The organism is Mucilaginibacter sp. GW822-FHT03E02 (genome assembly GCF_058801545.1).
The window spans coordinates 3,639,285-3,653,927 of sequence record NZ_JBXANJ010000001.1 but is presented as its reverse complement, the minus strand read 5'-3'; the positions used below and the strand labels follow the sequence as shown (position 1 = coordinate 3,653,927).

Genomic DNA, 14,643 nt, shown 5'->3' with positions numbered 1-14,643 from the left:
TACCCTTATTAATGAAAAAAAATCTTCCCTTAGCCATATTTTCCGGTTTATTGTTGTGGATAGCCTGGCCGCCAACACCTTATACAACGTTCCTACTTTTTATTGGCTTTGTGCCCATGCTGCTGGCGATGGAGAACATCATCCAATCTACATCAGCAAAAAAAGGGAAACTGATTTTCAATACTGCATTCATAGGCTTTTTTGTATGGAATGTAGGATCTGTATACTGGGTTTACAACGCCTTGAAACAGGTTGGCAACGTGGCAGCCATCCCGGTTACGCTAATACCTTATTCATTAGGCCCATTGCTTATGGCTGCTGCCTGTTGGCTGTATTATCGCTTACGCTTGTTAACCAGCCGCGGCTGGGGCTTAGCCGGCCTGGTTTGCTTGTGGGTAGCTTACGAATACCTGCACCAAAGCTGGGATTTAAACTTTCCGTGGATGACCCTTGGCAATGGTTTTGCAGTTAGTCACCAATGGATTCAATGGTACGAGTATACCGGCGTTTATGGCGGCACTATTTGGATTTGGGTAGTAAACATCCTGGCCTTTTTAATTTACGTCGGCCTGCGCGAGGCGCAAGCCAAACAATTGCGCTTAAAGCAGCTTATCTGCGGGTTTGTACTGGCTATCGTTGTGCCCCTCAGCTTCTCGTTATACACTTATTATAACTACACAGAGCAAAGCAATCCATCAAATATTGTTGCTGTTCAGCCCAATATCGATCCGTATGAAAAGGAGGGAACCATTCCAACGGCCACCCAGATTGACATTATGGTCAACCTTTCAAAGGGTATAGCACAGCCCAACACCGAGTTTATTTTATGGCCCGAAACGGCCATTCCCGATTATATAGATGAAGACCGGATACAGCAAAACCCTTACTACAGGCAGGCACATGCCTTTTTGCACAGCTATAAAAACGGCAACCTGATAACCGGGGCCGAAACCTATAAGTTATACAATACCCGCAAAACGGCTACTGCAAGCCCAACACAGCAACCCGGCGTTTATGCAGATAGTTTTAGTACTGCATTGAATATTGAAAATGGCGACAAAGTGCAATTTTACCATAAATCGCGGCTGGTGCCCGGGGCCGAATCTTTGCCTTTTGGTAAGGCATTATCGTTTTTAAAGCCTGTTTTTGAGCATCTTGGGGGAGCAACCGGGGCTTACGGTAGCCAGGCGGATGCCGATGTTTTTTATTCGCAAAGCGGTATCGGCGTCGATCCGGTTATTTGTTATGAATCTATTTTTGGGGGATATATTGCTCGTTCGGTAAAAAAGGGAGCGCAATTTATAGCCATTATTACCAACGATGGCTGGTGGGAAAATACATCTGGTAAAGACCAGCACCTGGATTATGCCAAACTGCGCGCCATTGAAACCCGCAGGTGGGTAGCCCAATCGGCCAATACGGGAATTTCGGCATTTATTAACCAGCGGGGCGATGTTGTGCAGCAAACCAAATGGTGGACCAAAACTGCTATCAAACAAGATATCAACCTAAACTCCGACCTCACTTTTTATGTGATGCACGGCGATTACCTGCCTATGGCCGGCAGCGGCATAGCCGTTTTACTCATCCTGTTTATCATCATAAAACCCTGGATTAAAAAGAAACCTGTAACAGCTTAAAACATCTATAAGAACAAAAAAGGCCTTCCTGATTAACAGAAAGGCCTTTTTTGTTCATTTGACTTAAGTACAATTATTTCTCCGCCCTTGCGTCTTCCTTATCCAACACTTCCTTTTTTTCGATCCTGTATGACAGGAACAAGCCGCCACCGCCAAATATGGCTATAAGTGAAAAGTAAAGCGCTGCTACATCATCGTCAGATATGCTGCGGAACATGGTATGGTCTAAAACAAAAGCTAAAAACAATCCTATGCCAGCCCCAACAAGCAACAAGCCCCATTTTAAGTTTTGATACGGCGCAGATTGCGGTTTGTAAGCACGTGGGTCCATGCCCCGTTCTATCATCGCCATGCGCTCGCGTTTGTGTAAGTAAACTATGGCAAATATCATGGCAAAAAAGCCTGTGGTAATAATAATGCCTGCTAATATTCCTAAATTCCCGGTATCCATTTTATTTAAGTTTTAATAAGTTAATAAAGTTCTTTTTTTCAATCACCCTAACTGGTGTATTTGTAAGCTGTGACAACATGGCTTTGAAGCAGGTTACAGGCCGCGCTAAAAAAAATTAAAAATAGGTGTTCGCTTTTGTACAAGAATAGGAGGGGTGTTCGGGGCAGCACCTGTAATCGGCTGTTAATTAACAACTTAAGTGTTCGAATTGTAAAAGGCTGTTTTTAATTATATCTCACTATCAACACATTAACTATTTTAAGCCCGTTCGGGTCCCATGTTACCCGAACACTGACAGGATCTTGTCAGTAGGGCTAAAAAAACTGCCTTTAAAAGCATCCCGTTACTACCCTCCTGTTACCTGTTAGCACCCATTGTCATCCCCCCGGTGCCCCGTTATTAACCGTTTGATAACCCTACAATTTTGTGGCAGAATTAAACAAGTTATCACAAATTTTGGAGCTGTATTTTCCAAAAAGCCGCAGAAAAAAAACAATATATTGTAACTAATACCTGGCAGCGTTTCAGTAATAAAACCCCTCCCTGCAATTTATCAAAGCGTACTATTTTCTTACCCCGGAAACAGAACTGTTTAAGCGTATGATCAAAACATATTCTTATAAGCAATTTTTTTAATAATCAATTTTTTGCCTATTTTCGGGGAAGAATTACAACCTTATCATATTCTGCGAAATGTGTAGAAAATATATACTCCTGTTGTTCACAGTGTGTTGCTGTGTTAACATTTCTAATGCCCAGAATTTTCTTAAAAATTTTACTTCGGTAGGGCCGCTTACCAAATACAACAATTTATTGCTTTTTGCTGCCGATGACGGGGTGCATGGCCTTGAACTATGGAAAAGCAACGGCACCATTGAAGGCACCGTTATGGTAAAAGATATTGCCCCTGGTAACCCGGCATCAAGCCCCAATTATTTAACCGTATATAATGGCAAAGTATATTTTGCCGCTACCGACGGTGTAAACGGTACCGAACTATGGAAAACCGACGGTACTGCGGCGGGTACAACCATGGTAAAGGATATCAACCCCGCGCGTATTGGCTCTAATGGTTCGATGCCGGCAAATTTAACAGCAGTAAATGGCGTGCTGGTATTTACCGGCACCGATTCAGACAGTACGCCTACCTCGGCATTATTTAAAACAGATGGCACTGCCGCCGGAACCATCAGATTAACTGATCTGGACTATTTTGGGTCGGGCCAGCTTACTGTAGTAAAAAACAACATTTTCTTTATCCGCCAGGGTTTATGGAAAACCGATGGAACAATAGCGGGCACAAAAGCCGTAGCTGTTGATGATTATTATACCGTTGATGCCCTGCGTGCAGTAAGCGACGGATTGGTTTTTATTACCAATACTTCATACAGGCAAAGCATCCGCCTGTATCATCTTGGGGCCGATGATGACAAACCTGTTTTGCTGCACCAATATGATGCTGTAACCTACGGATCAAACGATATTGATAACATAACAGCCGTAGGCAGTGGCTTTTTCTTTTCCATCAGTACAGTTGATGCCAACGACAAGGGTTTTAATTATTTATGGCACAGCGATGGCACGCCGACTGGTACTGTTAGCTTAAAAAGTTTTGACTGGCAACGGTATTCAAGCGGTTCGCAAATGCAGGATTTTGTGAGTTATAATAATAAGCTATATTTTGCTGCCTCGTCAAATTTTGCGTTATGGAACAGTGATGGCACAGCAGCCGGTACAGTTAAAGTATCTGATGCTGCTGTTACAACCACCACATTGCCGGTTGTTTCAAACAACAAGCTGTTTTACAACTCGGCAGGTAGTTTATGGGCGGTTGATGCTTCCGGAACAATCAAAAGTCAGTTTAGCTCGCCGGCAAACCCGGCCACTTTATTTGATTTTAATAATACACTTTATTTTACCTCAAAGCTTAGCTATAACGCTGTTACCGGGCTTTGGAATAATGTTTCCGGTCCGTTAATAACGGTAACTGCCGATTACACCTCGCTTACATCGGGCGATAAACTGAGCCTGAACTCGAAAGTGGATAGCACCGTTGTAAAATCATTCGTGCTTACAAACGCAGGCACTACCGACCTGGTATTATCAGAGATAAGCGTTGCGGGCACCCCTTTTTATGTAAATGGTACGCCCACGCAAATTATAAAACCAGGCAAGCAAACAACTTTTAAGCTGGCATATTTGCCGGCGAAAGAAATACAGGATAATGGCAGCCTGGTGATCAGGAGCAATGACAGTTTCCAGGGTAATTTTGTGGTTAACCTTGCAGGCACCAGCCAGGGCAAAGCCGATATTAAAAGGCAACTGCCCGGCGGGGGTTTATTAAAAAGCATCAGCTTTACAGATACCGCCGCTATGATAAATTTAAGCGCTGCAGGGGTTAATGAAAACCAGGCAAAAGCTACTGCGGTTGGTACATTTTCGGTCAAAAACACCGCCAGGGCTTTTACTTACCAGCTGATAAGCGGAACTGGATCGGCCGATAATAAAAGTTTTATCATCGAAGCCAATGTTTTAAAAACTAACGCTGCTTTTAAGTATGCTGATAAAAACACCTATACCATCCGCGTAAAAGCCAGCAGTGATACCACCAGCTATGAGCAGGTATTTGTTATAAGCGTTAACCAGCCTGCCGATGTTACAGCAGCTACCAATTGCAGCGCAGTGGTTCAAAATATGGCCTATGCCTTATATGGTGCCGACTTTGCAGGCACCCGTATAGTTGTGGCCGGCAATGATGGCGTTATCCTCAAATCCGACAATAATGGTAAAGATTGGGCAATGGCCAATAGCAGCTACAAGGGGCCACTTAATAAAATACAATTTACCGATAGTAAAACCGGTTACGCATCCTACGAAACTAACTACAGTTTTCAATCGATATTATTAAAAACCGAGGACGCCGGCGATAACTGGTTCCCTATTAATGTAGCAGACGAGGCGGTAAAAAACACCTTTTTTGTAACCAGCGATATTGGTTACGCGTTTACCGACCAGGCATCATTTAAAACAAAAGATGGCGGCCGGTCATGGAAAAAAAACACGTCGACATATTTTGGCTCCATTAACTCGTTTTTTTTTATTGACGAACAAACCGGTTTTGCATGCGGCGATGACCTTACCTTGATGCGCACAAAAAATGGCGGGGATACCTGGCAAAAAATTAATAATCTGCCTTTAGACCAATTTGCAAACCTGTATAAAATATTGTTTACCAGTGCCAAAACGGGTTATATGGTCAGCAAGGCCGGCGACGTGCTTAAAACTGTCGATGGCGGCGATACCTGGATAAGAGTAAGCGTTGTAAGTAGCTACATAGGCGAATTTTATTTTACTGATGATAACACCGGCTATGCTGTTGGAGGCTCCGCCGGATCTGCATTATACAAAACCACTGACGGGGGCGTAACCTGGGCCGAAGACCTGCAACCCGGATATTTGGCACTTACCCGAATAAAATTTAACAAAAGTAAAACTACCGGGATAATGGTAGGTTCGGGCAACGGTTATGGATCTGGTCCGCAGGGTCGTAATATCTGGATAACGCAAAATAACGATAGCTGGAAAAACCTATCGATGCTTGCAAGCGACGACTACCTCAGTATTAACTTCACCGATAGCAAAAAGGGCTATATTTTTGGACTCTATAAAAACGAGAAAACCACAGATGGCGGCTTAACCTGGCAGGAAATGCCGCTAACCGGCACCTATGGCCTAAGGCACAGCGCATTTATTAACAATACCGGTTACGCGGCCGACCTGGTTGATTTGTATAAAACCACCGATGCCGGCAGCAGCTGGACTAAAATATTAACCGGCGATAGCCCTGACCAGATAAGAAGCGTTTATTTTTTAAATGCTGATACCGGTTTTTACACAACATTTTCGGGCAGCGGACTAATAGCCAAAACTACAAATGGTGGCGCCACCTGGACTAAAACGCAGATCTCGACATTTGATTTTGTTAACAACCTGGAGTTTTTAAACTCCCAAACTGGCTTTGCCGTGGGCAGCCAGGGTTTAATTTTGAAAACAACCGATGGTGGTACTACCTGGAATAAAACCGCAGGAATAGATAATGAGTATTGGTTTACCAGCGTGCACATATTTGATGCAAACACTATAATTGTTGGGGGCCTAAAGGGTGTATTGCTGCGGTCAAAAGATGGCGGCGCAACCTGGCAGTTAATAAAATCAACTATACAACAGGGAGATATCAGTCATATCAAATTTGTTGATAAAAACCACGGATATGTTTTTATGGGTAACTACGGAAACTCCTATAACTACGTTTCTGAAACGCTCGACGGCGGGGCAACATGGAGCAATATGGCGTATTTAGGTAATGAAAGCAGCGGTGTTACCAGCTATGGCAATGTGGTATACCTGGCCGGGAACGGAGGCGCAGTTAGTAAAATAGAAGTCCCCGTAGTTTCTCCTCAATTGGGCTACATAACAGGCGAGAGCACCGTTGCCGAAAAAGTTAACAACCAATATACAGTAGCATTAACTGATGGCGCCAAATGCAAATGGGCTTTTACAGGCGATGCCAAAATGACAACCTCGGGCAACACGGCAACTGTACAATGGAACACCCCCGGCAAGTATCAGTTACAGGTAAGCGCTTATAGTGATTGCGGGCCTGGTAGTGTGCGTTCACTTGATATTACGGTAGATTCGGCCTTCCAAACAAAAATAACCGGGCCCGATACGGTGCTGGCACACACGGCCAACGTGGCCTATACCGCGTTGTTACACAGCAATAACACTTATAACTGGGTAGTTAGCGGCGATAGTACTTATACAGCAACCGCTAATAAAGCTGGCATAAGCTGGGGCAAGGCAGGCACCGCCAAAATTGAGGTTATTGAAACCCAGGTAAGTACCGGCATTAAAACTTCGGCATTGTTAAATGTAGTTATCAAAAATCCTCCTTTCTCGTTACCACAAACCAACTTTAAAATAAAAGCCATCGCGGCATCCTGTAAGGGAAGCAATAACGGGCAAATTAAGATCTCGGCCGATCGTACGTTAAATTATGTGGCAGGCATACAAATGGGCAACACGGTTACTTCGGTTTCATTTAAAGATTCTGTTTCTGTAAACAACCTTGCGCCCGGCACATATCATGTTTGCATCACCGTAACCGGACAGCCCGGTTACCAGCAATGTTTTGATGTTGTAATCTCCGAACCTAAAGACCTATCGGTATACGCCACATTAAACAAGATAGACCGCACTATAACACTGGCCTTTGATGGCAGCAGCAGTTACAACGTAAACCTTAACGGAACCGTTTATACAACTCCTGCTGATCATATTACGCTTGAACTTGCAGGCGGCACCAACACGGTTACAGTTACAACCGGCAAAGAATGCCAGGGCAACTTTAAAGAGGTATTTGTATTGCCCCAGGATGTTGTGGCTTACCCAAATCCGTTTGTTGATAAGGTAACACTACTGCTAAATACCCGCAACGCAACAAACGCGGCAGTTGAAATACGAAACCTGAATGGGCAGGTTGTTTATTCGGGCAGCCCGGCAATAAAAAATAACCAGGTAAACCTGGCTCTTGATTCGCTGGGGTCTGGTCTTTTTATTTTAAAACTAACCCTGGATAACAAGCAAACAGTGATTAAGTTATGGAAAAAATAAAGTATAACAGCCTCATATTGGTGCTTGCATTGATTGTAGCAGCATGCGGCAGCAAAAAGAACACCCCTGCGCCTGTAATAAACCCAACAGCATCGTTGCTGGTATTTCCGGATAAAGATGCCGCTTGTATAGTTGGAGGCAATGCATCCGCAACGCAAAGCACCATTACGTTTAAATGGCAAAGCGCCGAAACCGCCGATAGCTACGATATCACTATAAAGGACCTGGTAAGCGGTACAATTATTACAAAAACCGTTGTATCAGCCCAGGCAGATGTGGCCTTGGCATTAAATACGCCTTACTCGTGGTTTGTCACATCAAAAGTTAAAGGCAATAATAACACGGCTAAAAGTGACACCTGGCGGTTTTATAATTCGGGGCCAGGCGTGAGTTCATATGCCCCGTTCCCCGCCGAAATAATAAGTCCGGCCAATGAACAACAAACCGATGCCGTATCTGGTAAAGTTACCTTAAGCTGGAGCGGGAAAGACATTGATAACGACATTGTTGACTATGATGTTTATTTAGGCGCCACCGCAAACCCCGTTTTATTGAAAGCCAATGTTACCGATAGTAAATTAGCTGTTAACGTAACTTCTAAAACAACTTACTATTGGAAAATTATCACACGCGACTCAAAAAACAACAGGTCCGATTCCGGCGTTTTTAAATTTAGCGTTAATTAACTGTTGCTATCGGTGGGTAACTTCAGCAAGTGAAAGGGCTTAGGCAGTGCGGGTCCTCGGGTTATTGTACACCGTTTTATATGAGATAATAAATCTTCCGAACACCAGCAAGGGCAGAGCCATTGCTAAACACGGCACCACAATCATTATGGCGTAACCCTCCTTTGGTCGGGTCGCGCTATACACTTATACGCCTGCAGGCATTAGGCGCGGGGCCGGTATTCGTTGCTATCCCTTACGCGAAGATTGGGGAATTTTAGGCTTACCCCTTTACAACGCGGATGTTGGGGTTGCCGGAATAGGTGTTCGGATGGTTTTTTAACACTCTCACCCCCGGCTACTGTGTATGCAAATAATAATTTCAATTTACCCCATAGGGGTTACCTGTTTGTAGAAAAAATATACATAAAATTAGTTTGCCCCGTATGGGGCTACCCAACGCCGTCAGGGTATGTACGTTTGGGGTAGCACCTACGGCGCATAGATGTGTATACACAGTTGTCTAACGGGAGGGGAGCGAAAGCAGGGAATGGTTGCACCGTGTGGCTATAAAAGGGCAGAACAATAAATTTAAACGATTATAACAGAATCATTGTAGCTTTATACAAATACTATAACTATGCCTTTTCCTCGTAAACGATTATTGTTTATATCACCGGGCTTCGTGCGGGCACGCGCGCGCCAGTCAAGACGATAAATAAAACAGAACAATGCGCTATTTAACCGACGAACAATTTAAATCCAATTTAAAACTTGGAAAATCTGTTGAGCAGTGGATAAATCATGAAAAACACGATGATTACACTGTTTTGAAATGGCTAAGAATTGATAAAGAAAGAAACCCGACATATAGTGTATGCTATATTGAATGTTTTGATGATGGCAATGAGCTCTTTACAGATATTTACCATTTTGATCCGTTAGACCCTGATGAACCTTATATTCTCAATAATTTCGAATCCATAGATGAGGCACTGGCGTTTGCAATAAATAATTATGCTGCCTCAGAAACCAGGTTTGTTTCGGCCGGAATGATTCAGGAAGAATATAAAGATTTTCTTAATTCAAAATAAAGCGGTTGGCATGGAGAGCTGTTTTTGAGTTGTCTGAGTCGGTATTCGGGGTGGGGGTAACTTCCTCACCTTGGGTTACTGTGTGTACACCAACAATAATTTCAATTTACCCCGTTGGGATTACCTGTTTGTAGAAAAAGAAAGAAAATAGTTTGCCCCGTATGGGGCTATCCAGCGCTGTCAAGGCATGTATAGTTGGGGTAGCGCCTACCCCGCACAGTTCTTTCCGAGACAATAAAGCCTATTCGAGCGTTCTTTTTCTGATTATGTATGTTGTGGCTTTTCTAATGTTTTCGCTATCTTCTGTTGTGCACTCATTACAGACATACAGGTCAAGTAAAATTGATTTCTTACGTGTCCCTATTTCCTGTAAGCAATTTGCCAAAAACTTCATGCCTTTTAACGAGTGTGAGTCTTTCAGCCATTCTTCAATTGCTTTAAAGGCACGAGACATAGGCAAATCTCTTTTTCGCAATGCTTCCAACCAGTGGTGCGCAATAAAAGGGTTGTTGATTTCAAGTTGTTTTTTGATCTCCGCGATTAAATCCGCTGTATCAGGTTGGTAATAATGTTGATCTTTAATCGTCAGGTGTGGTAGCAATACGCCATATAGCCAGCCCTGAAAGTTTGACCGAAAACATTGCTCGGCAAATTCTTTGAGTGCAATAGGGGCAAACAAATCTAAATAGGGTTCAATCGCTTGAAATTTTTCCAAAGTCAATCGTTTTTCCCTGTCCGTATCGAAACATCCAAAACGCTGGTGGACGTAAGTAAATAATTCTTTAGGTTCGGTCGTCATTTGTATCGTTTCTGCGGCAAGTTTTTTTGTCGAATCAGTAGCGATGTACAGTGCGGTTTGGACACCTGCCTGATCATCCTTAAAAAGATGCCAATTTTTCACGAGCAGTTCTTCAGCATCTGCATCCGGTATTTTTCTTAGTACCTTCGCAAAATCTTCTAAAATATCACGATTCCGAAATTCTGTTTGATGCTGATCAAGCAGGATTTGATAGTGATTTTTGCACTGATCATTCCATATCCTGTCAATCACCCTGATCCAATGAAATTTCACATTAAGCACGTTCAAAAACTCATCCGTTATTTGCTGATCGCCAAGTAAAACCCGGTGCCAAGTCATATCGTTCGAGAAATCAGAGGCGTCTATACTCAGACTGCGTAATTTTGTTATGGCATTTTCCGTAGGCACATTATCAGTCCAGAATTTCAATGCAACAGTCCTTTGTTTAGTGGTTCGGTTGGGATCAATCCAAATACCTTCCAAACAATCCAGTGACGCTTGTGACAATCTGTAACCATTTCTTTTATAGCTCCAGCGATCATCAGGCATACTAATGGCATATGAACTGTGGGGATGTGCTTTTGCGAGACCGTCGCCGATGTCTTCTACCGTCCGTAAAATTGCCGTTGGATGATCGAAATGACCGAATAAAGTCGAAATAAGTTGCTCATAATCTTCATAAAAACTGTTCAATAACTCGATCAGTGAAGCATCTAACCGCCATTGCAATTTTGTAAATGCGTAGAGCATCGTATTACGTGCACCTTTCGGATAACCGCTTTCTTCGCGACCTTCGTTCGGCAATTGTTTAAAGTATTCTAAACTTGTTTTTAGTTCTGCTGCATCGGCGGGAGTACAACAGTGTAACATGGCCCAAATAAAATAAGGATAAATTTCCTCATCGGGTGCCGCGTTCCAATCCTGAAACAAAGCCGAAGCTAAGGCTTGGTAACCCAAATAGCCCGACAGCAAATAAGCGCCTTTTTTACCACCGGTTGTTAACGTTTTGCCATCTAAGAGTTTAATGATGCTTTTTTGAATGTCGGGATGATTCGACTGGACATGCGCAATAATCGAGTTTCGAAGATGATTGTTAAAATACGGCTCAAAATCTTTAAAACTTCCGAAATACTTAATGCCGCCCATTACATCGCCATTGCGCAGTTCTGCTAAGAAAAGTATATGATCCTGCGGTAACTTTTTCGTAATCAGTTCGATCTTTTTAGTGTCTGTGTCGAGCAAATCCCATAGGATACCATCTATTATGGAGTTGTGTTGCTCAGTAAATTGCGCGGAGTTTTTCCAATCGCTGATCTTTGCAATGATTTGATTTAAATAATCGGACTGCTGCTCTGCTTGCAGGTATCTTAATGTGTAAAAGATAGCTTCCGGATTAATTTTTAACAAAAAATCAATACCTTGTTCATTAATCACGTCCTGGCTTATGGCCATTGCAATTTGGCCGATAAAAAATGGTTCAGCAAAGCTGTTCTCGTGAGTAAGCATATCAGGGAGTAATTCTTTGATACCCTCGACAATGAAATAATTTCTGATTCGGTCATGCCTAAACTGCAAATGCCCATTTTCTTTTATAATAAAGAGATTTCCATCCAGCGCCAACTGGTCTGCAATCCTGGTACTATCGTTAAAATGTTGCAGCCAATCAATTAATTTAGGATAACTAGGGGAGATTTCTTTTTGGGTAAACATAAATACACCCAACCGACGTATGAGCATTTGTAAACGGTAGCTGGGTATCGATAGAGCGCCCATGGCGTGGTTTAGCTTGTCATCAACAAAATTCTTGATGACCGTACTGCTTTGGGCAATCGTAAAAAAACCGTTTGTTCGGATAAGTGCAGCATACAGGCTGATCAATAAAGGATCGTATCCTGCGTCTTTGACGACCGCATCCTTTTCCAATGTGCTGAGCGGTATGTTTAAGCCATGTAGATTTTTATCCAGCATTTGTATGGCCAAGGGGTGTTTTGGCTGGCGGAGATAAAAAGTATCGTATGCTGCATCTTTTTTTTTACGATTAGGAATTTGCTCGAAATATTGTGGCCAAACCGGGCAGATAAATCTGACCTGATGTTTTACACCTGTAGCGTTGATGTTCCAGGAAATCAGTTTATCTAATATCCGCAGCGGATTGTTGAAATTGTTCAGATCGTCAACAATAATCTGTAGCGGCTGATTAAGGATAATATCGTCGGCTTCTTTATTCCAGAAAATCTTCGGGCGGTAATAGCTGATATAGTCCCGGATCAGATGTTTGACATCGCGGGCGTTATCAACCATTTGGGGGCTTACCCAAATCGTATTATTACTTTGTATCTGTTGTTCGGCTATATAAGAATAACAAAGTGTGCTTTTTCCAAGACCGGATTCAGCTATGACGAGTAACAGGTCTTTGGAAGATTGTTTGAGTTTTTCCCGTAACCGTTTTATACTATCTGTGCTTTCAATCGCTTCGGCATCAATAAATCCATCTGCTGCATACTGCAGCAGATTTTCTTTCTCTATTTCTTTAATTACCCGAATAGAGAGGAGTTCATAATCAATTCCAAAATATGTTTTTCGTAAATACTGTCCTTGGGGATTATTGTTGAGATGGTCTTGAATATTAGTTAATTCGAGTAACTTGACCGATACTCCACCTGCTGCCGCCGCTGTAATTACTTTCGACCAAAGATTAGTATCAACCAGATTATTACTGGTTAGATAGACCGTAAATGTCGCATCAGAAATTTTCTCTTTTATTTCGGCAGCATGCTTAATTGCCTTGATCAGATCCCCGTCGTCTTGATCAGGCTTCTCTTTTTTGCCGCTATAGGTTTTAGTGTCATAAAGCCATTTTCCTTCAAGACTGGAATCGTTTGTCGTATGTTCGATCAGTGCGTAGTGCTTAGGCGAAATTTCAGTAAAGGCATCCAGTTTTCCTTTAATTGTTTCGCCTTTTTCATTGATACCTCCAGCAATCAGGCCTTCAAGGTCAGCATATTTCTGTCTGAGTACGTCATTTGCCATTCGCTCAAATAGCGCACTGTCTGTAATATTTTTTATTTGTTCACCTAACACTGTGATAACAGTAAGATATCAAAGATATTAATTTCGTGCTATATTTTATATCGCAGAATTTACCCCGCCCAGTTGGCGCGCGCGTATGCAATCTGGTATATGAACGCTATCCAACTCCCTTGCTGTTCGAAGTTTCCGACTTCGAACGCCTATGCCTGTAGTTTGCAACTACTGTAACCACTTCATATATTCCCAAAACACCATGTTTCAGAAAAAGGTTAGCTTACCTGTAGCCTGGGGACTACAAGCATAGTGGGCGTTAAATAAACTACTTCGTTCGATTTCGTTTTTTTATCTCAAAATAACATTCATCACAAACAACTTTAATATCTGCAAAAGCCATTGATTCATCATTCCATTCGCCCTCTTTTAATCTAACTTTTTCGCATTCATTGCACCATGCCTGGTAATCGTCATCTTCTTCAATTGATTGATCTGATTCAAAGGCCTCATTAAATCCCTGATTGTCATTATTAATTAAATGTCGGCAAACAAATGCTGCCCGGCCGCTATTGTGTGCATCACATGCTATATATTTATCTTCAAGTGCATCATATTGCTCTGGGGTAAACTCATTGATGAATATGAAGTATATAAAAAGATGCCCCTGCGGAATACGATACATACCCATTGCACTCAATAACTTCGCTGCTATAGCGGTCATTTCCCAACCAGTGTATTCATCTCCGTTAAATAGTCCTGTTGTTAGCCGGTTATAGTTACTTACCACACCATACGCCCTCACTTTTTCAAGTGCTCGTTTCACATGCCTGGGTGTGGATTGATTATCCCACGACCAATTCCAGGTATTGGCCTTAGTTGAAAAAGAGCCTACATCAACATATTTAAAGTACAGGTTTCGACCATCGTCTGCTTTAAAATGAAAAGCACCGATGCCGTGATCATAATACCATTCTTCGTAACTGTTGATATCATATAGCCGCATAAATTCATCTTGCAGAGATGACATTTCACTTAGGCAACTATTTGAATAAACTTCAAAATCTTTTTCTGAGGTACTCATATATACGAACATACAAAATACAAACAACAGTAACCACTTCATTTATACTCCTGTAGTCTCGATACTACAGGCATAGTAGTTCGGAGGCTTCCGAACAGCGTAGGGTAAACACCCTGCTAAGTAATAAATATGCAAATCCCGGTGCCCGTTCCCTCCGGGATTTTGTATTTTTAACCGGAGCAAAAGCGTAATACAAAAGAGCATACGTTTTTATAC

7 protein-coding genes are annotated in these 14,643 nt (G+C 42.4%); 4 read left to right on the top strand and 3 right to left on the bottom strand.

Features of this window, described 5'->3' with window-relative positions; translation table 11 throughout:
• The first annotated feature begins 11 nt into the window (after nt 1-11).
• The gene (lnt, locus tag AC1RM2_RS15150) at nt 12-1,640 is read left to right on the top strand and encodes an apolipoprotein N-acyltransferase (protein ID WP_492986026.1); all 1,629 of its coding nucleotides are present in this window, start codon (nt 12-14) and stop codon (nt 1,638-1,640) included.
• 73 nt (nt 1,641-1,713) lie between these two features.
• Here lnt and AC1RM2_RS15145 read toward each other — a convergent pair whose 3' ends face one another.
• Complete coding sequence (locus tag AC1RM2_RS15145; RefSeq protein WP_492986025.1) at nt 1,714-2,091, bottom strand: DUF6249 domain-containing protein; 378 nt, start codon at nt 2,089-2,091, stop codon at nt 1,714-1,716.
• Nucleotides 2,092-2,784: 693 nt separating this feature from the next.
• Between AC1RM2_RS15145 and AC1RM2_RS15140 the strand changes: the two genes are divergently transcribed.
• The 3 genes from AC1RM2_RS15140 (at nt 2,785) to AC1RM2_RS15130 (ending at nt 9,523) form a co-directional block, all read left to right on the top strand.
• Nucleotides 2,785-7,764, top strand: coding sequence for an ELWxxDGT repeat protein (locus AC1RM2_RS15140; protein WP_492986024.1), 4,980 nt, complete (start codon nt 2,785-2,787; stop codon nt 7,762-7,764).
• Nucleotides 7,752-8,450 (top strand): hypothetical protein, encoded by a 699-nt coding sequence (locus AC1RM2_RS15135; RefSeq protein ID WP_492986023.1) that lies wholly within the window; start codon nt 7,752-7,754, stop codon nt 8,448-8,450. The genes AC1RM2_RS15140 and AC1RM2_RS15135 overlap by 13 nt, the downstream gene beginning before the upstream one ends.
• A 710-nt stretch (nt 8,451-9,160) precedes the next feature.
• Entirely contained in the window at nt 9,161-9,523 is a 363-nt protein-coding gene (locus AC1RM2_RS15130; protein WP_492986022.1) for a hypothetical protein, read from the top strand.
• Between the two features lie 241 nt (nt 9,524-9,764).
• On the opposite strand, the gene AC1RM2_RS15125 is transcribed toward AC1RM2_RS15130, so the two are convergent.
• Nucleotides 9,765-13,403 (bottom strand): NACHT domain-containing protein, encoded by a 3,639-nt coding sequence (locus AC1RM2_RS15125; protein ID WP_492986021.1) that lies wholly within the window; start codon nt 13,401-13,403, stop codon nt 9,765-9,767.
• A gap of 268 nt (nt 13,404-13,671) precedes the next feature.
• Nucleotides 13,672-14,427 (bottom strand): DUF6882 domain-containing protein, encoded by a 756-nt coding sequence (locus AC1RM2_RS15120; RefSeq protein ID WP_492986015.1) that lies wholly within the window; start codon nt 14,425-14,427, stop codon nt 13,672-13,674.
• Nucleotides 14,428-14,643: the final 216 nt, after the last annotated feature.

Excerpts from the sequence above, each read along its gene's own strand:
- lnt (WP_492986026.1), top strand. The coding sequence starts at position 12 with ATGAAAAAAAATCTTCCCTTAGCCATATTTTCCGGTTTATTGTTGTGG.
- AC1RM2_RS15135 (WP_492986023.1), top strand. The coding sequence starts at position 7,752 with ATGGAAAAAATAAAGTATAACAGCCTCATATTGGTGCTTGCATTGATT.
- AC1RM2_RS15140 (WP_492986024.1), top strand. The coding sequence starts at position 2,785 with ATGTGTAGAAAATATATACTCCTGTTGTTCACAGTGTGTTGCTGTGTT.
- AC1RM2_RS15145 (WP_492986025.1), bottom strand. The coding sequence starts at position 2,091 with ATGGATACCGGGAATTTAGGAATATTAGCAGGCATTATTATTACCACA.
- AC1RM2_RS15130 (WP_492986022.1), top strand. The coding sequence starts at position 9,161 with ATGCGCTATTTAACCGACGAACAATTTAAATCCAATTTAAAACTTGGA.
- AC1RM2_RS15120 (WP_492986015.1), bottom strand. The coding sequence starts at position 14,427 with ATGAGTACCTCAGAAAAAGATTTTGAAGTTTATTCAAATAGTTGCCTA.